This window comes from Bradyrhizobium neotropicale, assembly GCF_001641695.1.
GTDB lineage: Bacteria > Pseudomonadota > Alphaproteobacteria > Rhizobiales > Xanthobacteraceae > Bradyrhizobium > Bradyrhizobium neotropicale.
In genome coordinates, this window is sequence record NZ_LSEF01000024.1 from 1 (window position 1) to 24,395 (window position 24,395).

Sequence of the window (24,395 nt, forward strand, 5' to 3'; positions counted from 1 at the left end):
CTGGCCGATTCTGTTGAAAAATGCGGTTGTTGCGACTCAGAGATACCAGTGATTCAGTCTGCTTAGTTGGCAGGACTGAAGATCATGATGGGGCATCGGCAAGTCGAACAGGCTGCGTTGTTCTATGAGTTCTCGCTCGAGAAGCATATTCCCGCCGACCACCTGCTACGGTCGATGGACAGGTTCGTCGATCTTCAAGAGATCCGGCGGGGCCTGGCGCCTTTCTACAGTAGCATCGGTCGGCCTTCGATCGATCCGGAGCTCATGATCCGGATGCTCCTGATCGGTTACTGCTGCGGCATCAGATCGGAGCGGCGCCTGTGCGATGAGGTCCACCTCAATTTGGCCTACCGGTGGTTCTGCCGGCTCGGTCTGGACGGTTCGGTGCCGGATCACTCGACTTTTTCCAAGAACAGGCATGGTCGCTTCCGGGAGAGCGATCTGTTCCGTCGAGTGTTCGAGAGCGTCTTGCGCCGCTGCATCGAGGAGCGACTTGTCGGTGGTGAAGGATTTGCAGTCGATGCGAGCTTGATCAAGGCCGATGCCAATCGGCAGAAGGGGATCGAAGGCGACAAGGGCCTTCCACCGGAGGCCGCCGGCCGAGCGATCGATGAATATCTGGCCGTCCTCGACGATGCCGCTTTCGGAGCAGCGACCGAGGTCACGCCGAAGTTCGTGTCGCCCTCCGACCCAGCGGCGCGCTGGATGGGAGCGCACGGCGGCCAAGCCTTCTTCGCCTACTCGACGAATTACCTGGTCGACGTCGAGAACGCGATCATCGTCGATGTCGAGGCAACCACGGCAATCCGACAGGCGGAGGTGTTGGCCGCCAAGCGCATGATTGAGCGCTCGCTCGACCGGTTCGATCTCTATCCGAGCCGGCTCCTCGGCGACAGCGGCTATGGCTCGGCCGAGATGCTCGGATGGTTGGTCTACGAGCACGGCATCGAGCCACACGTCACAGTGTTCGACAAGTCGGTCCGCACAGACGGGATATTCTCGCGCGAGGACTTCACCTATGACCACGCAGGTGACGTGTATCGCTGTCCTGGCGGCAAAGTACTCACCACGACCGGAGCGCTGGTGAACGATGGCGCCACGATGCTTTACATGGCCAGCAAGCGCGATTGCGATCGGTGCGCACTGAAGTCCCGGTGTTGCCCCAAGCAGCCCTCACGGAGGGTGCCGCGCTCAATCTATGAGGGCGCTCGCGACATGGCCCGCCAGATCGCAAGGTCGTGGGAAGGAGGCACCTCGCGTCGGCTCCGCAAAAAGATCGAGATGCTGTTCGCGCACCTCAAGCGCATTCTCAAGCTCGACCGTCTACGTTTACGAGGTCCAAACGGTGCTCGTGATGAGTTCACCCTCGCAGCCACCGCCCAGAACCTTCGCAAGATGGCCAAGCTGATCCCGATGCAATCCCTCAAACCCGCATAACGGCCGTTGGGTCCCATCGGCTCTGGTGCCAATACATCGGGACTACTGCCGCCTTTTTCAACAGAATCGGCCTGACTCGGACCTCCGGTGAGGGTCCGCTTTTTGCGCCGCCATCAGGGGCACAGCGGACCTCATCAACGCCTGACTGCGGCGCGGAGTTTTGAGTGCGTGCCCCTAGGTCGTGCTGCCCGCGGCGGCTGCGTCGGACATCCGTACGCGCGCCATCAGGCGGCGTGCGATCGGCGTCAGCATGTAGGGCGCGAGGTGGATCGGAAACTGGGTGAGCGCGAAATAGAGCCAGGTCGTCGGCGGCAGCGCGCCCGCGGTCGCGGCCAGCATCAGCCCCAGATTGCGCTGTGATACCATCAGCCCGAGCGCCAGCGCGCGCTCATAGCCGACGCGGCGGAACAGCAGCGTCGTGACCGCCAGCAGGGTGAAATAGACAGCAAAGGCCATCAGCGCGACGCCGATGGTGAAGACCGGATCGGTCACGAGGTCGCTTGCCACATCGCCCATCACCGCCGACGCAAACACCAGCAGGATGATGATGTTGATGCCGTCGATCGGCCGCCTGTGGCGCTGGATCGCGTCCGCGCCGACGACGCGGCGGATGATGGTTGCGGCGAGCAGCGATCCCGCGAGCAGGCCGAGCAGCTTCAGGCCGAGCGTGAGCGGCGTGATGCTGAGGTTGCCGCTGAGGAACAGGCTCGCGAACAGTGAGGCGGTGAACGGAACGAGCGCGGTCGAGGTCACCAGCGTCACCAACACCAGCGTGGCATCGAGCCCGATCATTGCGGCGAGCGCGGGCGAGGCCATCATCGGCGAGGCCATACCTTGCAGCATCAGTGCGAGGAAGAGGCCCGGCGAGCGGCTGTCGAACCCGGTCGACCAGGCGATCAGCCCGACGATCATGGGCACACCGATCGTGGTCCAGACGGTGGCGGCCGCGACCAGCCCGGGCCGGCGCAGATGGCCGTAGAGCGCAGCCAGATCGACGCGCATGAAGGAGATGCAGAGCAGGCAGAAGATCGCCTCGGTGACGTAGGGCCGCAGCAGCGCCCCGATCGGCGGCACCGCAACCGCGATGAACACCAGCGCCGCCACCGCGCGCGTGCCCTGGTCGCCGAGCCATGTGAGCCCCCGCACGGGAACGGCGATGATGGTTCGGAGAAACCAAGGCATTCGATCTCAGCCTCGTTAGCCCAACCCCTTCAGCCACGCGCCGATTTCGCTCGCGGCGACGTTAGCTTGCTTGAGCAGCTTGCCCATCGTGAAGAAGCCGTGGAACTGACCTGGAAAGTGCCTGTAGGTGACGCTCACGCCGGCCTGTTTTAGACGCTCGGCATAGTCTGCGCCTTCATCGCGCAGCGGATCGGCGCCGGCGGTGAGCACATAGGCCGGCGGCAGGCCGAGATGCGTCGCGGCGCGGACCGGCGAGGCGCGCCAGTCCGCAGCGTCGGCGGCGCCGCTCAGATAATGGTCGCAGAACCAGCGGATCACCGAATGCGTGAGCAGCACGCTGGTCTCGGGCTCGCTGTGGGAGCCGTGCGTCATGGCGAAATCGACCGCCGGATAGATCAGGACCTGGCCGGCGATCGCGGGGCCGTTGCCATCGCGCGCGGCGAGGGCGACGACGGCTGCGAGATTGCCGCCGGCGCTGTCGCCGCCGACCGAGAGGCGCGCGGCGTCGATGCCGAGCGCGCGCGCATTGGCTGCGACCCATTGGGTCGCGGCGATCGCATCATCGATGGCGGCGGGAAACTTGTGCTCGGGCGCGAGGCGGTAGTCGACCGAGATCACGATCAGCGCGCCCTCGACCGCGAGCTTGCGGCAGGCGACGTCATGGGTCTCGAGATCCCCGACGACCCAGCCGCCGCCATGGAAGAACACCAGCGCGGGCGACAACCCGTCGCGCTGCCGTAGTTCCTTGGGCACGTAGATGCGCGCCGGGATCGTGCCGTGGGGCGCCGCGATCGCCAGCGGCGCGATGCGCGCCAGCTCGGGTGGTTCCGGATTGGTGGCAAAGCGCGCCTGCAAGTAATAGGCGCGTGCTTCCGGTGCGGTCAGGGTCTCGTAAGGCGGGCGGCCGGCCTCCTGGAACGCCTTGTAGACGGCGGCGGCATCGGGATCGAGCACAACGGGCATAACGGGTCTTGTCCTGCTCCAGCTGGCCGGAGACGCCTGAATCTGGTCGACTATTCCATCCCGAGGCGGCTCTGGCCAGCCGGCGGCGGGCAGGGCAGGGATGCCGCCCTTTCCCCGCCCTATTTGGCGTGTTAACCCGATGGCCTGCGAGCGGCGGTATCCCCTGTAGAATGTCCAACAAGCCCGATTCGCTGTTGAAGCCGCGCGAGATGTTTCGAACCCTTACCCTGACAGGTCTTGCGGCACTGCTGGCCGCCACCGCCATGACGGTTGCGACGCCCGCGCAGGCGCAGATCGGCACGATCTTCTCCGACCCGCCGCCGCGGCCGCCGGGCAGCATTCCGCGTGGCCAGCCGCAGCCGCAGCCGCAGCCGCAGATGCCTGACGACGACGAGGAGGTGCCGGAGCTGCCGCCGCAGGGCCGCGTGCTGCCGTCGCGTCCGATGCCGCGCCAGAGCAATCCTCAAGGCAATATCCAGGGCAACGCCCTGCCGGGGCCGGTCGAGACCCAGCCCCTGGCACCGCCGCCGGGTACCGTTGTCGCCCCGCAGAACCAGCCGCCCTCCGTGGCGGTGGCCCCGCCCAATCCGCAAGCTGCGCCGCAGCCGGGCCAGCGCCAGCCGCAGCAGAAGGGCGGCGTGCCGCAGACGCCGGCGAGCCTCCAGCCGGGCGACGAGGTCGTCACCGAGCCGCCGGCGCAGAAGATCGTCAACAAGAAGGCGACCTTCTCGGGCCTGGACAAGATCACCGGACGCATCATCAATTTCGACGAGGATATCGGCGAGACCGTGCAGTTCGGCGCGCTGCGGGTCAAAACCGACGCCTGCTACACGCGGCCGGCGACGGAAGCCGCCAACACCGACGCCTTTGTCGAGGTCGACGAGATCACCTTGCAGGGCGAGGTGAAGCGGATCTTCTCGGGCTGGATGTTTGCCGCAAGCCCCGGTCTGCACGGCGTTGAGCATCCGATCTACGACATCTGGCTGACCGACTGCAAAGAGCCGCAGCAGACGATCGCAACCGCAGCGCCGGATCCCGCCGCGGCAAAGCCGCCGCCACCCCCGCCGCCCGCGCAGAAGAAGGCCGCACCCAAGCAGGCCGTGCAGCAGCAGCGCCCGCCGCAGCCGTTGCCGCCGCCACCGCAGCAGACACAGCCGGCTCCGCCGCCGCAGCAGCAACCGGGCCTTTTCAATTTCCCGGGCTTTAGCCGCTAAGCCAAATCGTCTGATTATTGCCGTGTCGCGATGATCTCGAGCACGCGTGCGCCCGGGATCGCGTCACCGGCGGTCAGCTTCAGGAAATCGGCGGGCTCGCCGGCAAGCGCCTTGTCGAGCAGGCCGGTGTAGCGCCGCCGCGAAATCTCCACCGCGCCAAAGCTCTTCAGATGCTCGGTGACATATTGCGTGTCGAGCAGCTCGAAGCCGCCGTGGATGAGACGCGCGACCAGATGCACCAACGCCACCTTGGAGGCGTCGCGCGCGGTATGGAACATGCTCTCGCCGAAGAAGGCGCGCCCGAGGTTGACGCCGTAGAGGCCGCCGACGAGGTCGTCGCCCTGCCAGACCTCGACGCTGTGGCAATGGCCGAGCTCATGCAGGCCGCCATAGAGATCGCGGATGCGCTTGTTGATCCAGGTGTCCTCGCGCCCGGTCTGCGGCGCGGCGCAGCCGGCGATGGTTGCCTTGAACGCGGTGTTGACGGTGACGCGAAACGCGTCCGAACGCACGGTGCGTGCGAGACGCGAGGCGACGCGGAATCCCTCGAGCGGAATGACGCCGCGCATTTCCGGCTCGACCCAGAACAAGGTCGGATCGTCGGCGCTCTCGGCCATCGGAAAGATGCCGCAGGCATAGGCGCGCAGCAGCACAGCCGGCGTGATTTCAGACGAGGCGGATTCGCGCGAGGTCATGGCCTGCCGACAATAGCAGGATCGCGACGGGCTTGCGATGGGTGGCGCGGATCAACTCGCTGCGGCGTTGCTGGCCTTGCCGGGCGCCGCGGCGGTGCGGCCGAATTTCAGCACGATGCGGGTTCCGGCATGGTCGGGATCGCGCTCCACGGAGGCATCGAGCTTGGAGGCCATCGCGGCGACGATGCGCTGGCCCATCCCGGTCGAGCGCGGATCGGCTTTGGCATTGTCGCCGACGCCGTTGTCGGCGATCGACAGCAGGAGGTCCTCGCCTTTCGAGGTCAGCTCGACATGGATAGGGCCGGCACCGTCCGGATAGGCGTATTTCACCGCGTTCATCACCAGCTCATTGACGATGATGCCGACGGCGACCGCGCGGTCCGGATCGATCTCGATCGGCTCCGCCTTCAGCGTTAACCGCGACATCCGGTTACCTTCGGCCGATCGACGCAAATCCTCGAGCAGGGATTCGAGATACTGGTTCAGGATCACGCTCTTGAGATCCTGCGAGGTGTAGAGGCGGCGGTGCACCTGCGCGACCGCGGCGACGCGGCCCATCGCGTTGGTCAGGGCAGCCTTGACCTCTTCCTGCGCGGCGGAACTCGCCTGCAGGTGCAGCAGCGAGGCGATGATCTGGAGCGAGTTACCGACGCGGTGATTGACCTCGCGCAGCAGCAGCTCGCGCTCGGCGGCAAGCGCAGCGTAGCGGTCGCGCGAGGCATGGACCTCGGCTTCGGCTTCCTCGCGCGCCTTCTGCATCTCGGCCTGGCGCAGCGCGCCATCGGCCGCGACATGCAGCAGCGGGATGAAGTCGCCCTTGACGTCCTTGACCAGATAGTCGGCCGCGCCCGCCTTCAGCGCGGTGACCGCGATGCTGGAATCCTGCGAGGCGGTGACGAACACCACTGGCGGGGCATCCGGGATCGCCATGATCTGCTCGAGCGTCTCCAGCCCGTCGAGTCCCGGCATGTACTGGTCGAGCGCCACGACATCGATAGAGCCGTCAGCACCCGCGCGGCGAATGCGCTCGAGGCCTTCCTCGCCGCTCGCGGCAAGAACGACCTTGTAGCCGCGGCGCGTGAGCCCGCGCTCGACGAGGCGCGCCAACGCGTCGTCGTCGTCGATATAGAGCAGTGTCGGGGTTCTCTGGTTCATGTGGCGGCGGGCGGGACCTGGATGACCGAGAAAAACAGGCCGAGCTGCCGGATGGCGTTGGCGAAGTTCTCGTAGTTGACGGGCTTGGTGATGTAGACGTTGCAGCCGAGCTCGTAGCAGCGCTTGATTTCCTGGGAGTCGTCGGTGGTGGTCAGCACCACCACGGGCGACGCCTTCAGATACTTGTTCTCCTTGATCTGCTTCAGGATGTCGATGCCGGTCATGTCGGGCAGGTTGAGGTCGAGCAGGATCAGAAGGGCGTTGCCCTTCTGCTTGAGTCCGGTGCCGTCGGCGCCGAACAGATGCATCATGGCATCGGTGCCGTTGCCGAACGCGATGATCTCGTTGTTGACCCCGGATCGACGGATGTTGCGCTCGATCAGGCGCGCATGTCCCTCGTCGTCCTCGATCATGATGATGGTGACAGGCTGGGTCATTGATCGGTCTTCCGATTGCTGGCGTTCCAATTCATTGGCAGCGTGATCGTGAATGTACTGCCCGCATTCAGTTCCGACGATACCGACATCGTACCACCGAGACGGCGCACAAGTGCACGCACATGCGCAAGGCCGATACCCTGGCCGGGCTTGTCCTGGGTTCCCGCGCGGCGGAACAGGTCGAAAATCCGCTGGTGATCCCTTGGATCGATGCCGCGGCCGTTGTCGCTGAGCTCGAAAATAGCGTACCCGAGCTTGGTGCGCCCCCGGATTCTGATCTCTCCGGGCACGCCGCTCTTCAGGTACTTGATCGCGTTGTCGATCAGGTTGGAGAAGATCTGCTCGAGCGCAAGGCGATCGCTGACGACGTCCGGCAGGGGTTCGACATGGATCTCAGCCTGCGCTTCGGCTGCCTGATGTGCCAGCGTCGATACGATGGCCTCGATCAATTCGCGGGTGTCGATCCTCTCGGGCTGGAATTCGCGGCGGCCCTCGCGGGTGAGGTTGAGGATCGCCGAGATCAGCCGGTCCATCTTGGCGATCGAGGACTTGATGAAGCCGAGCGCCTCGGAGAAGTCCTCCGAGAGCTGCTTGTCGGGGCCTTCGAGCGGGATATTGCCGGCGGCGCCGGGCACGAGCTGCGGACCGTCGGCCGGGACATGGGTGAGGCCACTGACGCGGCGGAAAATGTCGCCGCCAAGCTCTTCGAGCTCGCTGGTGAAGCCCATGATGTTGACGAGCGGCGAGCGCAGATCGTGGCTGACGATATAGGCAAAGCGCTGGATCTCGTTGTTGGCTTCGCGCAGGTCCGCAGTGCGTTCGTCGACGATGGTCTCGAGGTTGACGTTCGCGTCGCGCAGGCGCGCCTCGGCGTCGTCGCGGCTCCGCGCCGAGCGCCGCACCAGCCAGATCGAGATCAGCACCAACACCACCACCAGGCCGGAGCCGATGCCGGTCATCGACGCCGCCAGCGTCTGGCTGTGGTCGGCATTGACCGAGCGGAGGTAGAACAGGCGCTCCTCTTCCCGGATCATCGTGCTCGCGACGCTGCTGATCGTGGTCGTGGTGTCGGCGGTCGCGGCCTCGCGGACCAGCGCCATGGCCTTCTCCGGCTGGCCCTGCCGGACGAACTCCATCTCGCGCGCGAACTGATCGAGCCGGGTCTCGATCGCGACGCTCAGCTTCTCGATGTTGTCGCGTTGCGCGGGATTGTCCGTGCTCAGGCGCGTGAGCCTGTCGAGCGCGGGAATGATGGCGGCTACCGCCTTGTCATGGTCGATCTTGAAATCAGCCCCCTGGGTCAGGAGGTAGCCGCGGGCGCCGCTCTCGGCGCGGCGGACCTCGAGCAGGAGCGCGTTGACCTGGTTCTCCACCTCGATGGTGTGGAGCACCCATTTGTTGTCGCTGCGGGCCTTGTTGACCAGATAAACCGAGCCGGCGCTGATCACGGTCAGCACCAACAGGCCCGCGCTGAACAGCAGGATCTGCCAGAATGCGCGCCGCCGCTGCGCCTCAGCCCTCACGACGGTCTCGCCTGATACACGACAACGGAGTCCAAGGAGCCCCCTTCGAGCAATCCCCAACTCCTCAAAACGCCCGTGAAGGCAAAGGGTTCCCGAGGAGGTGGGAGATTATTTGGCGGCGGGTTCCGTCTGGCCGGCCAGGTACTGTTCCAGCCAGTGGATATGATAGTCGCCGTCGATGATGGCGGGCTCCCGGACCAGCGCGCGGAACAGGGGCAAGGTGGTCTCGATGCCCTCGACCACCATCTCGTCCAGTGCCCGGCGTAGCCGCATCAGGCACTCGCCGCGGGTCTTGCCGTGGACGATCAACTTGCCGACCAGGGAGTCGTAATAAGGCGGGATCGTGTAGCCCTGATAGACCGCCGAATCGATCCGCACGCCGAGCCCGCCGGGCGGGTGATATTGCTGGATGCGGCCGGGCGAAGGCCGGAAGGTCTGAGGGTTCTCCGCGTTGATGCGGCACTCGATGGCATGGCCGATGATCTGGACTTCGTCCTGCCGCGCCGGCAGGTCGCCGCCGGCAGCGATGCGGATCTGCTCCAGCACGAGGTCGATGTCGGTGATGCTCTCGGTGACGGGATGCTCGACCTGGATACGGGTGTTCATCTCGATGAAGTAGAACTCACCGTCCTCGTAGAGGAACTCGATGGTGCCGACGCCAAGATATTTCATCTCGCGCATCGCCTTGGCGCAGGTCTCGCCGATCTTGGCGCGCGCGGCTGCGGAGAGCACCGGCGAGGGGCCTTCTTCCCAGACCTTCTGGTGACGGCGCTGCAACGAGCAGTCGCGTTCGCCGAGGTGAATCGCGCCGCCGCGGCCGTCGCCGAGGATCTGGATTTCGATGTGGCGCGGCTTCTGCAGATATTTTTCGAGGTAAACGGACGCATCGCCGAAGGCGGACTTGGCTTCGTTGGCCGCCGTCGACAGTGCCACTTGCAGGTCGGCCTCGCTTTGCGCGACCTTCATGCCGCGGCCACCGCCGCCGGCAGCGGCCTTCACCAGCACGGGGAAGCCGATCTTCCTTGCGATCGCCAACGCGTCGTCGTCGGGGCCGACTGCGCCGTCGGAGCCGGGCACCACGGGGATGCCGAGCCGCTTGGCGGTCTTCTTGGCCTCGATCTTGTCGCCCATCAGGCGGATGTGCTCGGCCTTGGGACCGATGAAATGCAGATTGTGCTCGGAGAGGATTTCCGCGAAGCGCGCGTTCTCCGACAGGAAGCCGTAGCCGGGATGGACGGCGTCGGCGCCGGTGATCTCGCAGGCCGCGAGCAGGTTGGGGATGTTGAGATAGCTGTCCTTCGAGGGCGGCGGCCCGATGCACACGCTCTCGTCCGACAGGCGCACATGCATGGCATCGGCATCGGCGGTGGAGTGTACGGCAACGGTCGCGATGCCGAGCTCCTTGCAGGCTCGCAAGATGCGAAGGGCGATCTCGCCGCGATTGGCTATGAGGATCTTGTCGAACATGGCGCCTCAGCGGGCGAATAGCGAGTAGCGAATGGTGAATGGTGAGACAGCAACCATTCGCCACGCGCCATTCGCCACTCGCTTATTCAATGATCACGAGCGGCTCGCCGTACTCGACCGGCTGGCCGTCCTCGACCAGGATCTGCGTCACGGTACCGGCGCGCGGTGAGGGGATCTGGTTCATCGTCTTCATCGCTTCGATGATCAGCAGCGTCTGGCCGACCGAAACCTTGGTGCCGACCTCGATGAAGGGTTTTGCGCCGGGCTCCGGCGCCCAATAGGCGGTGCCGACCATCGGCGAGGTGACGGCGCCCGGGTGCTTCGACATGTCGGGCGCACTGGCCGCAGGTGCGACGGCCGCGGCGGCGACCGGTACCGCGTGGGCGGCGGCTGCCACCGGCATCGGCATGGTTGCGGCGACGCTGATGTTGCGCGCGACGCGCAGGCGGAAGCCTGCGCGCTCGATCTCGATCTCGGTGAGGCTGGTCTCATCGAGCAGCAGGGCGAGCTCGCGCACGAGCGCGGAATCGTCGCTGGAAAACTTTGCGGCTGCTTTGTCGTCTGGCTGGCGCGCCATGTTCTTTGATCCGAATGTTCTGTTGAAAGGGAGCGTCAGGCTTTGGGCTTGATGCCAAGCCTGGCGGCAAGGCCCTGGATGGCGAGGCGGTAGCCCTCGATGCCGAAGCCGCACAGCGAGGCGAAGGCCGCGCGCGCGGTGTAGGAATGGTGGCGGAAACTCTCGCGGGCGTGGATGTTGGTCACATGCACTTCGACGGTCGGGATCTGCACCGCGAGCAGCGCGTCGTGCAGCGCGATCGAGGTGTGCGAATAGCCGCCGGCATTGATGATGATGCCCTTCATCTTGCGGGCGTGCGCCTCGTGGATGAAGTCGATCAGCTCGCCTTCGCGGTTGGACTGGCGGCAGTCGGCCTTGAGGCCGAACTGGTTCGCCGTCTCCCGGCACAGTCTCTCGACGTCGGCCAGCGTCGCATGGCCATACTTCTCCGGCTCGCGCGTCCCCAACATGTTGAGGTTCGGCCCGTTGAGAACGAGGATCGTGTCGGTTGCTGGCTCGGCCATTCCTATCCCGGTGCTTCGGCGTGGCGGGGGTTATAGGTAACAAAGGGCGCTAGGGGAAGCCTTGAAGGACCTCCCAGAGGCCTTCAGGCACCTCATCCGGGTTGCAAAAACCTGTGCGGAAACTACGGAAATTGCTTGTTAACCAGTCTAAAGCATGGCTGCCGGCCGAACGCAAAGGGGCGGGCATTGCTGCCCGCCCCCGGATGGTTGCCGTGATCCGGCCTTAGGCGTTGAGAACCGCCACGATCTCGTAGGTCTCCGGATCGATGATCACGATCTCCTCACGGACCAGGATGAATTTGTAGGTCCGCCATTCCGGATAGATCGTCACGACCCGCGACGGCAGTGCGTGCAGCTCGATGCCGGAGCGCGGAATGCGGGTACCGACCGAGACCGAGAAGTTCACGTTGCTCACCGGGGCGACGCGCTGCTCGTGGATCACCGAGGTGATCTGGGTGCGCTGCTCGGTCGAGAGCTTGGCGGCCGCGCCGGCCTGGCCGACCGTCGTGCTCGTGCTGCTCTGGCCCTGAGCGTTCTGGTTGGTGCTCGTGCCGGTGCCCTTCTGGTTCTCGGCGTTGTTGGTCGAGGTGCCGCTCTTGCTGTCCTCGGCCTTCATGTCCTTCTGGCCGGACTTGGACTGGCTCTCCGAGCTCATGCTCTTCGACTTGTCCTGCTGACCCTGCGCGCGTTCGTCAGTGCGCTGGCCCTTGGTCGCGCCGGCCTTCTCATCCGCCGACTGGTTCTTGTGCATCGTGCCGGACTTCTCTTCAGCCTTGCTCGCGCCGGACGATTTCTCTTCCGCGCCGGACTTCATGCTGCCGCCAGCCTGACCGACCGTACCCTTCTCATGGGCGCTGCCCTTCTCCTGGGCCTGACCGACGGTGCCCTTCTCGTGGGCGCTGCCCTTCTCCTGGGCCTGACCAACGGTGCCCTTCTCGTGGGTCGACTCACGGCCCATCGAGCCACTGCGCTCGGAGGCGCTGCCCGACGATTGCGAGTGCTGCATCTGCTGCTGCGCGCCGGCGCCAGCGCCGCCGCTCTCGCGGTTCATGGTGCCCTGTGCGTTCGCCAGTCCGGTGCCGGCGATCAACGCGAGCGCGGCAACCGAGATCATAAAGCGGTTAGACATTGAACTTCTCCTCACGTGTTTCTTTCGCGTCATTGCCCGCGCCGACAACGAAAGGAGATTTGAGTTGTTCCGGAACTTCACTGGTTCCTCGGCATTTGTTTATTGAATGCCAAATGAATGCGTGTGCCGGAATTGCGACACGATCGAGCCAGCAAGCGCGCAAAGAAAAAGGCCGGCTTTTCAGCCGGCCTCGCTTCATTCGGAATGGAACGAAGGTGCGATCAGCACGTCGCTTTGCCGCAGCGGGCGACGCCGATCTTCTCCTTCAGGCCGTCGAGGCCGATGGCGCCGACGACGATCTGCTTGCCGATCACGTAGCTCGGCGTGCCATTCATCCCCATCGCTTCGGCGAGCTTGAAGTTCTCCTCGATGGTGGCGCGCACTTCGGGATTGGCCATGTCCTTCTCGATCTTGGCGACGTCGAGGCCGGCCTCCTTGGCCGCGGCGAGCGCGTGCGCCTTGTCGGCCTGGCCGCGACCGCCGAGCAGCTTCTGGTGGAAGTCGAGATACTTCTTGCCGGTGGGATCCTGCATGCGCACGGCGACCGCGACCTGCGCCGCTTCGACCGAACCCTGGCTCAACACCGGAAACTCCTTGAGCACGACCTTGAGTTTGGGATCGTTCTTCATCAGGTCGAGCATGTCGGTCATCGCGCGCTTGCAGTAGCCGCAATTGTAGTCGAAGAACTCGACGAAGGTGACGTCGCCGTCCTTGTTGCCGAGCACGACCTGGCGCGGCGAGTTGAAGATCGCGTCCGCGTTCTGCGCGATGCTGGCTTCGTGCTTCTGCGCCTCGGCGGCGGCCTGGCGCTTGCTGAGCTCGGTCATCGCTTCCTCGAGCACCTCGGGATGGGTGACGAGATAGTTCTTGATGATCGCCTCGATGTCGGTGCGCTGGGCATCCGAGAAGCTGTCGGCCGAAGCGGGCCCCGTCACGCCACAACCGATGGCGAGCGCAAACAGCGCGGGAACGAACAGGCGCAGCGAAGGCATAGGCAAATCCTCTTATTCAAAGCAGGTTTCGGAAAACGTCACGGCGGAGCTAAGCGTGTTGTCGTGACGTCGTGGTGTCAGGTCTCGGTGGCGTCGGGTTTGTTCAATTGTTTCGCGGCGGCTTCGACGCCACGATGTCGTCGGCTTTGACCCAGCCGGGCGTGCCGACGGCGAAACGGGTTTTCGCGCGCGTAGCAAGCTCGCGTGCGGTCTTGTTGTCGCCGCGCAAGTAGGCGGCCTGGGCCGACGCCAGATCGGCCTCGGCATAGTCTCCCTTCCGGCCATAGGCCATCGCGAGCTGGGTGTAGCCGAGCGGCGCCTCGGGCTCGCGCGCCACTGCGGCCCGCAAGATCCGAATGGCTTCGTCCGTGTAGGCCTTATTATCGGATCCGACCAGAGCCTGCCCAAGTAACATCTCGATGAGCGGTGAGTTGCTCGAAAGTTGCACCGCCTTGTGCAGGGCAGGGATGGCTTCGGCCGGCTTGCCGCTCTCGAGCAGCGCCTGGCCGCGGACCTCGTAGAAGTACGGGTTGTTGGGCTGGACCTGGATCAGCGCATCGATCTGGGCCAGCGCGCTGCGCAAGTCGCCGTGCAGATAGGTGCTGATGGCACGGGCGTAGCGCGCCGGCAGGCTGTCATTGGTCTGCGGATAGCGGCGATACACGGTCTCCGGCCGTTCCATGAACGCCGAGATCTTGGCACGCACCATGTCGTGGCGGAGCTGGAGTGCCGGATCGTCCTTCTTGTCCCAATAGGGGCTCGTGCGCGCGAACTCCTGCAGCCCGGCGACGCGCTCGGCGGGCATCGGATGCGATTGCAGATAGGGATCGGCGCCGCGCGCGGCGAACAGGCTCTCGCTGGTGAAGCGCTTGAAGGTCTCGTACATGCCCTTCGCCGACTGCTGGGTTGCGGTCAGGAACTTCACGCCGGCGCGGTCGGCGTTCTCCTCCTGCTGGCGCTGATAGGACAACAGCGAGCGGCGGATCATCTCCTGCGGCCCGGCCATCGCGGCGGCGCCGGCATTGGCGAGGCCGTTGTTGCCGCTGTTGGAGCCACGGCTGGCGCCCGCGGCGATCGCGCCGGCACCGAGCAGCATGGCGATGATCATCTGCGTCCGCGCGGTTGCCAGCTGCTCGCGCAGCTTGGCGAGATGGCCGCCGGCCAGATGCCCGGTCTCATGGGCGAGCACGCCGATCAGCTGGTTCGGCGTATCCGACTGCAGGATTGCGCCATAGTTGACGAAGATGCGGCGACCATCGGCGACGAACGCGTTGAACGAGGCGTCGTTGATGATCACCATCTGGATGTTCTGCCTCTCCAGGCCCGCCGCGCGCAGGATCGGCCGCGTATATTCACGCAGCAGCTGCTCGGTCTCGGTGTCGCGCAGGACGGGAGGCCCCTTGGACTGGGCCCGTGCCGCCGAGAGCGGCGTCAGCACGAGGGCCGCGGCCGTGACAAGGGCGGTGAGGGCGGAGGCCTTCTTGCGCAAAGCGATCTGGAGCAACATCAAACGGTCTTGGTCAAACGGTTTTGGCAAGCGGTCTTGGCAAGCGGTCTTGGAAAGCAGTTTCGCGACTGGTTTTGGTGATTGGCGGCGGACCGGATACGCGATATGCCCTTATGAGCCGTACAATGCGGCCAGTCTGGGGCGCAAGCGCCCTGTCTCCCGGACCATTATTGGGGCCGGCCGTCAGCGAAATAGCAGAAATCGATGCACGATGCGACATTGAGGAACCGGATGGCGCAATGGCTTGAGCCATCCCGCCGCAGCGATGTTCCCCCGTTCATGGTGATGGACGTGATGGCCGCGGCGGCCCAAATCGAGGCGGCCGGGGGCCATGTCATCCACATGGAGGTCGGCCAGCCCTCGGCCGGCGCGCCGAAGACCGCGATCGCGGCCGCCCATGCGGCGCTCGAAGCGGGGCGGATCGACTATACCTCCGCGCTCGGCATCCCCTCGCTGCGCGAGCGGATCGTGCGCCATTACCGCGACGTCTATGGCTGCTCGGTCAGCGCCGAGCGGGTGGTGGTGACCACGGGCTCGTCCGGCGGCTTCACCCTGGCCTTCCTGTCGATGTTCGAGCCCGGCGATCGCGTTGCCGTGACGGTGCCGGGCTATCCGCCGTATCGCCATATTCTCACGGCGCTCGGCTGCGAGCCGGTTCTGATCGAGACCACGAGCGAGACGCGTCACGCCTTGACCGGCGAGGCGCTGCTCGCCGCCCATCGCAAGGCCCCGCTGAAGGGCGTGCTGGTCGGCAGCCCCGCCAACCCGACGGGGACGATGATGTCGCGCGAGGCGCTCTCTGGCCTGATCGCGGCAGCAGAAGACGCCAATATCCGCTTCATCTCGGACGAGATCTATCACGGGCTCGACTACGCGTTTCCGGCGGTGACGGCGGCCGCGCTGTCGGAGCACGCACTCGTGATCAACTCGTTCTCGAAGTATTTTTGCATGACGGGCTGGCGCGTCGGCTGGATGGTCGTCCCGGAAATCCTGGCGCGGCCGATCGAACGGCTGCAGCAGAACCTGTCGATCTCGGTGCCGACGCTGTCGCAGATCGCGGCCGAGGCAGCCTTCGACGGAACGGCCGAGATGGACGTGATCAAGCACGGCTATGAGGAGAACCGCCGCATCCTGATCGAGGGGCTGCCCAAGGCCGGCCTGACCAGGTTCCTGCCCGCTGACGGCGCCTTTTACCTCTATGCCGATGTGTCGGACTTCACCTCCGACAGTTTCGACTTCGCCAAGCAGATGCTCGAACAGGCCCATGTCGCGGCGACGCCGGGCATCGATTTCGATCCCATCCACGGCCGTTCGTTCATCCGCTTTTCCTACGCGAGATCGGCGGACGAGATGCGACAAGCAGTTGACCGGATCGCTCACTGGCTTAAATAGCCGCCACTTTTTCCACGAGCTTCCGGAGTTCAACTTGTCTGACAGATCGCCTGCCGTCGCGTCGCATTCTCCTCTCGCCGCCCTTGTGTGGCCGGTCCAAAGCGGCGAAGCCGCTGGCCCGCTGCGCGCCTTCGTGTTGATTGCGCTCGGCACCGCCTTGATGGCGCTGTCAGCGAAGGTCAGCCTGCCGCTGCCCTACGTGCCCATGACATTGCAGACGCTGGTCGTGCTGATGATCGGCGCGGCCTATGGCTGGCGTCTTGGCAGCGCAACCATGATCGCCTACCTCGCCGAAGGTGCGATCGGACTGCCGGTGTTCGCAGGTCCCGTTGGCGGGATCGCGCCGCTGGTCGGCCCTACGGCCGGATATCTGTTCGGTTTCGTCGCGGCTGCTTTCGTGACCGGCTATCTCGCCGAACGTGGCTGGGATCGCAGCGTCGTTCTGCTGTTTGCCGCGATGGCCGTCGGCCATATCGTCATACTAGTGGCCGGGTTCGGCTGGCTCGCGTTTGGCCTCGGTCTTGGCGCAGCGAAGGCCTGGCAGGTCGGCATCGTGCCGTTCATCGCGGCGTCACTGGTCAAGAATGCGCTGGGCGCCACCTTGATGCCAGCCGCGCGCCGGATCATCGACCGCCGCGGGTAAAAGCGCACGAATACCGAGCAGTTCCAATTGACAGGGCCGGCCAAGTTGATCTTGCTGGCTCACAGTTTTTAGGGGGAGTGAGACAAATGACGACGACAACGATGGCGGGGGCGCCGGTCGCGCCCACTGCCGCCAAGCCGTGGTACAAGGTCCTCTACATCCAGGTGCTGATCGCCATCGTGCTCGGTGCCATCGTCGGCTGGTTGTGGCCGACGGTCGCCACCAACGACTGGATCAAGGCGATGGGCGATGGCTTCATCAAGCTGATCAAGATGGTGATCGCGCCGATCATCTTCTGCACCGTCGTCTCGGGCATCGCGCACATCCAAGATGCCAAGAAGGTCGGCCGTATCGGCGTCAAGGCGCTGGTCTATTTCGAGGTGGTCTCGACCTTCGCACTCCTGATCGGCCTCATCATCGGCAATCTCGTCAAGCCGGGCGCGGGTTTCGGCAATGCCGCGGCCAACGCGCAGGCGGTCGCCAATTACGCCAAGCAGGCGGAGGGACAGAAGACCGTCGACTTCATCCTGCATATCATCCCCGACACCGTGGTCGGCGCCTTCGCGCAAGGCGAGATCCTGCAGGTGCTGCTGTTCTCGGTGCTGTTCGGTTTCGCCATCATGGGCCTCGGCGAGCGCGGCCACACCATCCGCGCGTTTATCGATGATGCCGCGCATGCCGTGTTCGGTGTCATCTCCATCGTGATGCGCGCGGCGCCGATCGGCGCGTTCGGCGCGATGGCCTACACCATCGGCAAGTTCGGCACCGGTGCCATCCTCAACCTGATCGGCCTGATCGCCACCTTCTACGTCACCGCCGCGTTGTTCGTGTTCATCGTGCTCGGGATCATCGCGCGCTTCGCCGGCTTCTCGATCTTCAAGTTCCTGGCCTACATCAAGGACGAGCTCCTGATCGTGCTCGGCACGTCCTCGTCGGAAAGCGCGCTGCCATCCTTGATGGAAAAGCTCGAGCGGCTCGGCTGCTCCAAGTCGGTTGTCGGCCTCGTGGTGCCCACGGGCTATTCGTTCAACCTCGACGGCACCAACATCTACATGACGCTGGCGACCCTGTTCATCGCGCAGGCGCTCGGCTTCGATCTCACCTTGGGCCAGCAGATGACCATCCTGGTCGTGGCCATGCTGACGTCGAAGGGCGCCTCCGGCATCACCGGTGCGGGCTTCATCACGCTCGCCGCGACGCTGGCCGTGGTCGATCCGCGCCTGGTGCCGGGCATGGCGATCGTGCTCGGCATCGACAAGTTCATGAGCGAATGCCGCGCGCTGACCAATCTCTGCGGCAACGGCGTCGCCTGCGTGATCGTCGCCTGGTGGGAGGGCGAGCTCGATCGCGACAAGCTCAACGCGCGGTTGAGCCAGCAGATCGATCCGACGGACATGGAAACCGCCGTCACGACGGACTGATCTGCAAGCTACCCTGGCGGCGCGCGTCGCCGTCAGATATTGAAATAGCAGGGCTGGTCGATATCCTCGATCAGCCCTTTTTCTTTCGCTGCCCAGCCGAGCAGGGCGCGCGTCTTCGCACTCGAGGTCGGGACGTCGATGCCCGCAAATTGCGCGAACCAGCCGAAATGACCGACCGCCTCCTCGGGCGACTTCGAGACCACGGGCACGCCGAGCCGGCGGCCGATGACTTCCGCGATGGATTTGAACGGCACGCCTTCCTCGGCGATGGCGTGATAGCGCTTCGCCGTCGCGCCGTGCTCCAGCGCGAGCCGGTAGAGGCGCGCGGCGTCAAAGCGATGCGCGGCCGGCCAGCGGTTGCTGCCGTCGCCGAGATAGGCCGAGACGCCTTTCTGACGTGCGAGATTGATCAGGATCGGCACGAAGCCGTGGTCGCCCTCGCCGTGAGTTGAGGGCGGCAGCCGCACCACCCCTGCGCGCACGCCGCGCTCCGTGAGCTCCTCGGCTGTGGCTTCCGACACGCGGGGGAACTGGCGGGCAGGTGCATCGTCCTCGGTCGCAAGGCGGCCGGGCGCGAGCAGAGCGACACCGGAGGTGACGATGAGGGGGCGATCGGAGCCCTCGAGCGGCTCGCCGAGCGCCAGGATGGCGCGGCGGTCGAGTTCGCAATTGTCGGCGAATTTCGAGAAGTCGTGATTGAAGGCGAGATGGAGCACGCCGTCCGCCGCGGCCGCGCCGCTGCGCAAGGACGCGTGGTCCTCCAGCGACCCGCGATGGACCTCGGCCCCCATCGCCGCGAGCGCGGCCGCGCCTGCATCGCTGCGGGCGAGCCCGGCGACGCGATGGTCGGCCGCGATCAGGTCCCGAACGACGGCGGAGCCGACGAAGCCGGTGGCGCCGGTGACGAAAACACGCATGAGGCAATCTCCTGAGTTGGTGGAGACGACCATCTGCGCTAGGAATATCCCGGTAAAGTAGTGATGTTATCGGGGTATAAAAGTTACCAGGATGAGCGAGACGGCCACCAGCGAGAACCTGCTCGGGACCTACCTGAGGGACCGCCGCACCCGTCTGGATGCAGCGGCGTTCGGCTTCGGCGGCAGCCGCCGGCGCACGCCCGGGCTGCGGCGCGAGGAGGTGGCGCAGCGCGCCAGCATCAGCGCCACGTGGTACACTTGGCTCGAGCAGGGGCGCGGCGGCGCGCCGTCGGCCGACGTGCTCGACCGCATCGCCCGCGCGCTGATGCTGACCGACGTCGAGCGCGAGCATCTGTTCCTGATCGGGCTCGGTCGCCCGCCCGAGGTGCGCTACCAGGCGGCCGAGGGCGTCTCGCCGCGGCTGCAGCGCGTGCTCGACGCATTCGAAGTCAGCCCGGCTCTGGTGCGGACCGCAACCTGGGACGTCGTCGCCTGGAATCGCGCGGCAAGCGCCGTGTTGACGGACTACGGCGCGATACCGCCGGGACAGCGCAACATTCTGCGCTTCATCTTCTGCGACCCGCGCGTCCGCGCCGCCCAGCATGACTGGGACAGCGTGGCAAGGTTCGTGGTCGCAGCCTTCAGGGCCGATGCGGCGCGTGCGGGCGCTGTCTCCCACGTCGCCGACTTCGTCGACGAGCTCTGCCGCTCAAGCCCCGAGTTCGCCGCACTCTGGCGCGACAACGACGTGCGCCACCATGGCGACGGCACCAAGAGGCTGCGCCACCCCGTTCACGGGCCGATGGCGTTCGAATATTCGAGCTTCGCCGTCGAGGGGCGCTCCGATCTCAGCATGATCGTCTACAACCCGGCGACGCCCGCGGACGCCGATCGCATCAGGACGGTACTCGCCGAGCGCGGCGACTGACGGAATTCACCGCCTCGCGCGTTTAACCCGCATCTAGCACTTCACGCGAAGGGCGGGGCGGCATCGTGGGCAAGGCGGCTGTGAATCGAATTGTGTTGCAGGCGGCGGAGCATTTTGCATCCGGCCGGACTGACGAGGCCGATGCGCTCTGCGCGGAGGCGCTGAAAGCGCAGCCGGATCATCTGCCGGCGTTGCACCTGTCCGCCGTGGTCGCCTTCGTCACCGATCGTGCGGCCGCCGGCGTCGCGCTGCTCAACCGCGTGTTCGACATCGACCCCGATCATGCGCCGGCGCTCGTCACCCTCGGCGATGCGCTTGCGGTCAAGGGCGAGCGCGAAGGGGCGGTGGCGGCGTTCCGGCGCGCGCTGCTCAGGCTGCCGCGCGATGCCGGCCTCCACACCAAGCTCGGCGTGGCGCTCGGCGAGCTCTCGCGCTTCGATGAGGCCGAGGCAGCCTACCGTCGCGCGATCGCGCTCGATCAGCATCTGACGCGGGCCTGCTTCAATCTCGCCGTGGTGCTGGCGGAGCAGGGGCGGCCGGCGGAAGCGGAGGACGCCTATCGCGCCGTCATCGCGCGCGAGCCGGACTATCCGGGCGCCTGGCTCAATCTCGGCAATGTGCTTGCGGACCAGTCGCGGCATGCCGACGCCGCAGCAGCTTATCGTTGCGCCCTTGAGGCCGATCCCGACGATTCAGGGCTGCTCTGCAACCTCGGCGCCGCGCTCTATCGGCAGGGGCTGCTCGATGAGGCGATCGTCCAGTATCGCCGCGCGACGCAGCTTGCGCCGGACGATCTTCCGGTGCTGCGCCTGCTCGGCCTCGTCCTGCATGAGGCCGGCCATCTGCCCGACGCTGCGGAGGCCTATCAGCAAATTTGCGCGCGCGATCCGGCCGATCATGTGATCGCGAGCAATCTCGGCGCCTGCCTGTGCGAGCTCGGTGCGCTCGACGACGCCATCGCGGCTTGCGAGCGCGCGCTGGCGCTGAAGCCCGACCATGCGTCGGCCTGGACCAATCTCGGCATCATCTTCGAGAAGCAGGATCGCGTCGAAGACGCGGTCGCCGTGCACCGGAGCGCGGTCGCTGCCGATCCCAGCCATGCCAAGGGCCACGCCAATCTCGCGGTCGCCTTGCGCAATGCCGGCGAGATCGACGAGGCGCTCGCGGTCTCGCATCGGGCGATCGCGCTCGATCCCGGGCAGCCGCTCGGGCAGTACAATCATGCGCATTTCCTGCTGATGAACGGCAAGTTCGCTGATGGCTTCGAGGCCTATCAGTGGCGGCGCAAATGCAAGACGCTGTCGGACGGCGATCCGACCTTCAGCGAGCCGGAATGGCGGGGAGACCCGCTTCATGGCCGCACGCTGCTGCTGTTCGCCGAATACGGGCTCGGCGACGCCCTGCATTTCGTGCGCTATCTGCCGATGGTGGCGGCAAAGGGCGGATCGATCATCCTTCAGGTGCAGCCCGCGCTGGCGTCGCTGCTGCGGACACTGCCCGGCGTGACGGTCATCCCGCGCGGCGAGCCGCTGCCGCTGTTCGACGTGCAATTGCCGCTGATGAGCCTGCCGCGCGTGTTCGGCACCACGCTCGATACCATTCCCGCCGATGTTCCCTATCTCCATCCGGATCCTGCCAAACTGGCGCGCTGGCAGGCTGCGCTCGGTGACGCGGCCGCGCTGAAGGTCGGTGTGGTCTGGGCCGGCAATGCCAGGCACAAGGGCGACCGGCAGCGTTCGCTGTCAGCCGAAGCCGTGCTGCCGCGCCTCATCATGCCGGGCGTGCAACTCTACAGTCTGCAAAAAGAGCCGCGGCCGGAAGATGGTCCGGTGCTCACGGCGCTCGGCAGCGAGGTTATCGATCTCGCACCCGCGCTCGGCGATTTCTCCGATACGGCGGCCGCGGTTGCGGCGCTGGATCTCGTCATCGCCGTCGATACGTCGGTGGCGCATCTTGCCGGCGCGCTCGGCAGGCCGGTGTGGGTGCTGCTCCCTTACGCACTCGACTGGCGCTGGCTGCGCGATCGCGAGGACAGTCCGTGGTACCCGACCATGCGGCTGTTTCGCCAGCGCCGGCCGCGCGAATGGGACGATCCGCTGATGCGGATGGCGGCCGCGCTCGCGGTCCTCGCCGCGAAACGCGCTAGCCAAAGCGCGACGAGATCGGGATGAATCGTCGTCGCGCTTTAGGTTTTTGTTTGAGCATGATCTTTTCGGAAAACCGCTGCACACTTTTCCGCATCATGCTCTAGAAGCGCTCGGGCCGGTACGGCGCCGGATCGATCGACGGCGTTTCGCCGCTCATCATCTCCGCGAGCAGGCGTCCGGTTGCGGGTCCCAGTGTAAAGCCCTGGTGGCCGTGGCCAAAATTCATCCAGAGACCGCGGTGGCGTGGCGCGGGGCCGAGCACCGGCAGCATGTCCGGCGTGCAGGGGCGCGTGCCGAACCAAGGCTCGGGCTCGACGCGGCCGCCGAGATCGAGCAGTTCTCGCGCGGAAGCTTCGGCACTCGCAAGCTGGATAGGCGTTGCCGGCGCGTCCGGCCCGGTCAGCTCCGCCCCGGTCGTGATGCGGATGCCCTTGGCCATCGGCCCCATCGCGTAGCCTCGTGCCGTATCGACCAGCGGCAGATCGAGGGAGCTGCCGCCGCTATAGTGCATGTGGTAGCCGCGCTTGCGCACCAGTGGAATGCGGTAGCCGAATTTGTACAGGAGATCGGGTGACCACGGCCCAAGCGTCACAACGACGGCGGCAGCATCGATGCGTCCCGCGTCGGTGTCGACCGACCAGCCCGTCGCGGTCTGCCGCAAGGTGTTTGCGTCGCCGCGCAAGAGCGTGCCGCCGTGCCGCTCGAACAGCGCCGCATAGGCCGCGACGAGCGCGCCGGGATCGGACACGGTCCATGGCTCGAGCCAATGGATGGCGCCGGGAAGATCATCGCGGATCAGCGGCTCGGCCTTGGCAAGCTCGCTGCCCGAGAGGACGCGGAACTTCACGCCGAAATCGCGCTGGTTTTCCTCTGCAGTCTTGATCGCGAGCTCGAACGCGACGGGGTCGCGATGCAGGAGGCGATAGCCGGCGCGGCGGATGAGATTGTCGGCGTGGGCCTCGCGGATCAGGATGTCGTGTTCCGGTGTTGCATAGGCGATCAGGCGCGCCCAGGCCTCGATCGCCTCGCGATGCCGCTTCGGCGCCGAATGCCACCAGTAGCGGAGCAGGGGCTCGACGTGGCGGTGGAGAGACGTAAGGCTGTAGCGCACGTCATTGGTGCGGCCGGTCGCGATCTTCAGCAGCGTCGAAAAGTCGCGCGGCATCGGATAGGGCCGGACGGCTTCCGCCTGGATCATCCCGGCATTGCCGTAGCTGGTCTCGCGGCCCGGCTCCCTGCGGTCGACGAGGGTCACGGTCCAGCCGCGTTTCCGCAGATGCAGCGCGGCGCCTACGCCGACCATGCCGCCGCCGAGAACGATAGCGCTTTGCATGGGCAGAAAACCTCCTGTCAGGCCGGACTCGGCGCGAGCTTCGGCTGGGTAGCGCGGATCGTCGCGGCGACGACGACGGACATCGCGGTCATGGCCACCGGAAAGCCGAAGGCGGCGTCGAACGATCCGGTTCCGGTTACGATGAAGCCCATCACGGCGGGCGCCACGAAACCTGCACTCTGGCCGCCCAGATTGACCATGCCGACACCGGATCCGATCTGGTCGTCACGGAGCAGTTTGGTCGGAAGTGCGATCACCTAGGCGAAGACGAAGGATTTGAAGAAGTAGACCACCGATTGGTAGATGATCAGCGCCGAGACCGTTTCCGCCTTGTACATGGCGTAGAGGAAGATGCCGGTCAACTCGGAGCTGCCGATCAGGAGGTATTTTTCGCGTTCGGCGAAGAACCCGTCATCACCCAGCCGCCGATCGCAATCGCGATCGTCGCCATCGCGAACGGGATCGGCGCCACCACGCCGACGGTCCTGAGATCGAGTCCGCGCTGTTGCAGCAGATAGAGCGGTATCCAGCGCGTTCGCTCGCTGAATTCGGCCTGCTGCTGCGCCATGCCGGCGAGGAATATTTTCTGGTGACGAGGGGCAAGGTAGCCGTCCACACCGAGTTCTACGCGCCGGAGATTCTCGGCGTCGGCGACGGCATCTATCTCGATAGCACCATGGGCCACGCGTATCTCAATGCGGGCGAGGGGCCGGCAACGGGCATCTGCCTCTGCACCAGCGAGGCGTCGGATCTCCACGACCAGCTCCGTCAGATCGTGGTCCGCGCCGCGCCGCTCAACGACGAACGCCAATAGCGGCGAGGCCTCGTGCACA

General features: G+C 65.7%; 23 protein-coding genes and 1 pseudogene. 8 read left to right on the plus strand and 16 right to left on the minus strand.

Features of this window, described 5'->3' with window-relative positions:
- The first annotated feature begins 84 nt into the window (after positions 1-84).
- Positions 85-1,437 carry an IS1182 family transposase gene (locus AXW67_RS03235; RefSeq protein WP_063676234.1) on the plus strand — a complete coding sequence of 451 codons (1,353 nt, stop codon included), beginning with the start codon at positions 85-87 and terminating at the stop codon, positions 1,435-1,437.
- Positions 1,438-1,611: 174 nt separating this feature from the next.
- On the opposite strand, the gene AXW67_RS03240 is transcribed toward AXW67_RS03235, so the two are convergent.
- Both AXW67_RS03240 and AXW67_RS03245 read right to left on the minus strand, forming a co-directional pair.
- Positions 1,612-2,619 carry a hypothetical protein gene (locus AXW67_RS03240; protein ID WP_063676593.1) on the minus strand — a complete coding sequence of 336 codons (1,008 nt, stop codon included), beginning with the start codon at positions 2,617-2,619 and terminating at the stop codon, positions 1,612-1,614.
- Between the two features lie 15 nt (positions 2,620-2,634).
- Complete coding sequence (locus AXW67_RS03245) at positions 2,635-3,582, minus strand: alpha/beta hydrolase (protein WP_063676595.1); 948 nt, start codon at positions 3,580-3,582, stop codon at positions 2,635-2,637.
- A gap of 170 nt (positions 3,583-3,752) precedes the next feature.
- Here AXW67_RS03245 and AXW67_RS03250 point away from each other — a divergent pair, with 170 nt between their 5' ends.
- On the plus strand, positions 3,753-4,796 hold the full coding sequence (locus tag AXW67_RS03250; RefSeq protein ID WP_063676596.1) for a DUF2155 domain-containing protein: 1,044 nt from the start codon (positions 3,753-3,755) through the stop codon (positions 4,794-4,796).
- Between the two features lie 14 nt (positions 4,797-4,810).
- On the opposite strand, the gene aat is transcribed toward AXW67_RS03250, so the two are convergent.
- From aat to AXW67_RS03300, 10 genes are all read right to left on the minus strand, one after another.
- Entirely contained in the window at positions 4,811-5,491 is a 681-nt protein-coding gene (gene aat, locus AXW67_RS03255; RefSeq protein ID WP_063676597.1) for a leucyl/phenylalanyl-tRNA--protein transferase, read from the minus strand.
- Positions 5,492-5,542: 51 nt separating this feature from the next.
- A complete protein-coding gene (locus AXW67_RS03260) occupies positions 5,543-6,646 on the minus strand; it encodes a sensor histidine kinase (RefSeq protein WP_027553678.1) in 1,104 nt (367 codons plus the stop codon).
- Positions 6,643-7,083 carry a response regulator gene (locus AXW67_RS03265; protein WP_027553677.1) on the minus strand — a complete coding sequence of 147 codons (441 nt, stop codon included), beginning with the start codon at positions 7,081-7,083 and terminating at the stop codon, positions 6,643-6,645. Before AXW67_RS03265 ends, AXW67_RS03260 begins: the two co-directional genes overlap by 4 nt.
- A complete protein-coding gene (locus AXW67_RS03270; protein WP_063676598.1) occupies positions 7,080-8,606 on the minus strand; it encodes a sensor histidine kinase in 1,527 nt (508 codons plus the stop codon). The genes AXW67_RS03265 and AXW67_RS03270 overlap by 4 nt, the downstream gene beginning before the upstream one ends.
- A 108-nt stretch (positions 8,607-8,714) precedes the next feature.
- Positions 8,715-10,073: an acetyl-CoA carboxylase biotin carboxylase subunit gene (gene accC / locus AXW67_RS03275; protein ID WP_063676599.1), complete on the minus strand. Its 1,359-nt coding sequence runs from the start codon at positions 10,071-10,073 to the stop codon at positions 8,715-8,717.
- An 82-nt stretch (positions 10,074-10,155) separates the two neighbouring features.
- Positions 10,156-10,650 carry an acetyl-CoA carboxylase biotin carboxyl carrier protein gene (gene accB, locus AXW67_RS03280; protein WP_027553674.1) on the minus strand — a complete coding sequence of 165 codons (495 nt, stop codon included), beginning with the start codon at positions 10,648-10,650 and terminating at the stop codon, positions 10,156-10,158.
- A gap of 35 nt (positions 10,651-10,685) precedes the next feature.
- A complete protein-coding gene (gene aroQ / locus AXW67_RS03285; RefSeq protein ID WP_027553673.1) occupies positions 10,686-11,153 on the minus strand; it encodes a type II 3-dehydroquinate dehydratase in 468 nt (155 codons plus the stop codon).
- A 223-nt stretch (positions 11,154-11,376) separates the two neighbouring features.
- Positions 11,377-12,282: a DUF1236 domain-containing protein gene (locus AXW67_RS03290; protein WP_063676601.1), complete on the minus strand. Its 906-nt coding sequence runs from the start codon at positions 12,280-12,282 to the stop codon at positions 11,377-11,379.
- A 221-nt stretch (positions 12,283-12,503) separates the two neighbouring features.
- Complete coding sequence (locus AXW67_RS03295) at positions 12,504-13,274, minus strand: DsbA family protein (RefSeq protein ID WP_027553671.1); 771 nt, start codon at positions 13,272-13,274, stop codon at positions 12,504-12,506.
- A gap of 103 nt (positions 13,275-13,377) precedes the next feature.
- Positions 13,378-14,781 (minus strand): M48 family metalloprotease, encoded by a 1,404-nt coding sequence (locus AXW67_RS03300; RefSeq protein WP_063676603.1) that lies wholly within the window; start codon positions 14,779-14,781, stop codon positions 13,378-13,380.
- Between the two features lie 204 nt (positions 14,782-14,985).
- Here AXW67_RS03300 and AXW67_RS03305 point away from each other — a divergent pair, with 204 nt between their 5' ends.
- The 3 genes from AXW67_RS03305 to AXW67_RS03315 all read left to right on the plus strand — a co-directional run bounded on the left by AXW67_RS03305 (position 14,986) and on the right by AXW67_RS03315 (position 18,237).
- Positions 14,986-16,173 carry a pyridoxal phosphate-dependent aminotransferase gene (locus AXW67_RS03305; RefSeq protein WP_027553669.1) on the plus strand — a complete coding sequence of 396 codons (1,188 nt, stop codon included), beginning with the start codon at positions 14,986-14,988 and terminating at the stop codon, positions 16,171-16,173.
- An 85-nt stretch (positions 16,174-16,258) separates the two neighbouring features.
- Positions 16,259-16,816, plus strand: coding sequence for a biotin transporter BioY (locus AXW67_RS03310; RefSeq protein ID WP_027553668.1), 558 nt, complete (start codon positions 16,259-16,261; stop codon positions 16,814-16,816).
- 86 nt (positions 16,817-16,902) lie between these two features.
- Positions 16,903-18,237, plus strand: coding sequence for a dicarboxylate/amino acid:cation symporter (locus tag AXW67_RS03315; RefSeq protein ID WP_027553667.1), 1,335 nt, complete (start codon positions 16,903-16,905; stop codon positions 18,235-18,237).
- A gap of 32 nt (positions 18,238-18,269) precedes the next feature.
- Here AXW67_RS03315 and AXW67_RS03320 read toward each other — a convergent pair whose 3' ends face one another.
- Positions 18,270-19,154 carry an SDR family oxidoreductase gene (locus AXW67_RS03320; RefSeq protein WP_063676605.1) on the minus strand — a complete coding sequence of 295 codons (885 nt, stop codon included), beginning with the start codon at positions 19,152-19,154 and terminating at the stop codon, positions 18,270-18,272.
- Positions 19,155-19,245: 91 nt separating this feature from the next.
- Between AXW67_RS03320 and AXW67_RS03325 the strand changes: the two genes are divergently transcribed.
- Together AXW67_RS03325 and AXW67_RS03330 are read left to right on the plus strand one after the other, a co-directional pair.
- Entirely contained in the window at positions 19,246-20,082 is an 837-nt protein-coding gene (locus AXW67_RS03325) for a helix-turn-helix transcriptional regulator (RefSeq protein WP_063676607.1), read from the plus strand.
- 80 nt (positions 20,083-20,162) lie between these two features.
- On the plus strand, positions 20,163-22,253 hold the full coding sequence (locus tag AXW67_RS03330; protein ID WP_245315397.1) for a tetratricopeptide repeat protein: 2,091 nt from the start codon (positions 20,163-20,165) through the stop codon (positions 22,251-22,253).
- A 76-nt stretch (positions 22,254-22,329) separates the two neighbouring features.
- Here the strand turns inward: AXW67_RS03330 and AXW67_RS03335 are convergent, their stop codons facing one another.
- From AXW67_RS03335 to AXW67_RS43725, 3 genes are all read right to left on the minus strand, one after another.
- A complete protein-coding gene (locus AXW67_RS03335; protein ID WP_063676611.1) occupies positions 22,330-23,562 on the minus strand; it encodes an NAD(P)/FAD-dependent oxidoreductase in 1,233 nt (410 codons plus the stop codon).
- 17 nt (positions 23,563-23,579) lie between these two features.
- On the minus strand, positions 23,580-23,819 hold the full coding sequence (locus AXW67_RS43720; protein ID WP_245315398.1) for a hypothetical protein: 240 nt from the start codon (positions 23,817-23,819) through the stop codon (positions 23,580-23,582).
- A gap of 119 nt (positions 23,820-23,938) precedes the next feature.
- Entirely contained in the window at positions 23,939-24,130 is a 192-nt protein-coding gene (locus tag AXW67_RS43725; protein ID WP_245315408.1) for a hypothetical protein, read from the minus strand.
- Here AXW67_RS43725 and AXW67_RS03345 point away from each other — a divergent pair.
- A pseudogene (locus AXW67_RS03345) lies at positions 24,092-24,376 on the plus strand (cupin domain-containing protein); the annotation flags it as partial. The gene AXW67_RS43725 and the pseudogene AXW67_RS03345 overlap by 39 nt on opposite strands.
- Positions 24,377-24,395: the final 19 nt, after the last annotated feature.

Excerpts from the sequence above, each read along its gene's own strand:
- AXW67_RS03320 (WP_063676605.1), bottom strand. The coding sequence starts at position 19,154 with ATGCGTGTTTTCGTCACCGGCGCCACCGGCTTCGTCGGCTCCGCCGTC.
- AXW67_RS03290 (WP_063676601.1), bottom strand. The coding sequence starts at position 12,282 with ATGTCTAACCGCTTTATGATCTCGGTTGCCGCGCTCGCGTTGATCGCC.
- aat (WP_063676597.1), bottom strand. The coding sequence starts at position 5,491 with ATGACCTCGCGCGAATCCGCCTCGTCTGAAATCACGCCGGCTGTGCTG.
- AXW67_RS03240 (WP_063676593.1), bottom strand. The coding sequence starts at position 2,619 with ATGCCTTGGTTTCTCCGAACCATCATCGCCGTTCCCGTGCGGGGGCTC.
- AXW67_RS03250 (WP_063676596.1), top strand. The coding sequence starts at position 3,753 with ATGTCCAACAAGCCCGATTCGCTGTTGAAGCCGCGCGAGATGTTTCGA.
- AXW67_RS03315 (WP_027553667.1), top strand. The coding sequence starts at position 16,903 with ATGACGACGACAACGATGGCGGGGGCGCCGGTCGCGCCCACTGCCGCC.
- AXW67_RS03260 (WP_027553678.1), bottom strand. The coding sequence starts at position 6,646 with ATGAACCAGAGAACCCCGACACTGCTCTATATCGACGACGACGACGCG.
- AXW67_RS03235 (WP_063676234.1), top strand. The coding sequence starts at position 85 with ATGATGGGGCATCGGCAAGTCGAACAGGCTGCGTTGTTCTATGAGTTC.
- AXW67_RS03245 (WP_063676595.1), bottom strand. The coding sequence starts at position 3,582 with ATGCCCGTTGTGCTCGATCCCGATGCCGCCGCCGTCTACAAGGCGTTC.
- AXW67_RS03335 (WP_063676611.1), bottom strand. The coding sequence starts at position 23,562 with ATGCAAAGCGCTATCGTTCTCGGCGGCGGCATGGTCGGCGTAGGCGCC.
- accC (WP_063676599.1), bottom strand. The coding sequence starts at position 10,073 with ATGTTCGACAAGATCCTCATAGCCAATCGCGGCGAGATCGCCCTTCGC.
- AXW67_RS03265 (WP_027553677.1), bottom strand. The coding sequence starts at position 7,083 with ATGACCCAGCCTGTCACCATCATCATGATCGAGGACGACGAGGGACAT.
- AXW67_RS03305 (WP_027553669.1), top strand. The coding sequence starts at position 14,986 with ATGCACGATGCGACATTGAGGAACCGGATGGCGCAATGGCTTGAGCCA.
- AXW67_RS43725 (WP_245315408.1), bottom strand. The coding sequence starts at position 24,130 with ATGGCGCAGCAGCAGGCCGAATTCAGCGAGCGAACGCGCTGGATACCG.
- AXW67_RS03325 (WP_063676607.1), top strand. The coding sequence starts at position 19,246 with ATGAGCGAGACGGCCACCAGCGAGAACCTGCTCGGGACCTACCTGAGG.
- aroQ (WP_027553673.1), bottom strand. The coding sequence starts at position 11,153 with ATGGCCGAGCCAGCAACCGACACGATCCTCGTTCTCAACGGGCCGAAC.
- AXW67_RS03295 (WP_027553671.1), bottom strand. The coding sequence starts at position 13,274 with ATGCCTTCGCTGCGCCTGTTCGTTCCCGCGCTGTTTGCGCTCGCCATC.
- accB (WP_027553674.1), bottom strand. The coding sequence starts at position 10,650 with ATGGCGCGCCAGCCAGACGACAAAGCAGCCGCAAAGTTTTCCAGCGAC.
- AXW67_RS03300 (WP_063676603.1), bottom strand. The coding sequence starts at position 14,781 with ATGTTGCTCCAGATCGCTTTGCGCAAGAAGGCCTCCGCCCTCACCGCC.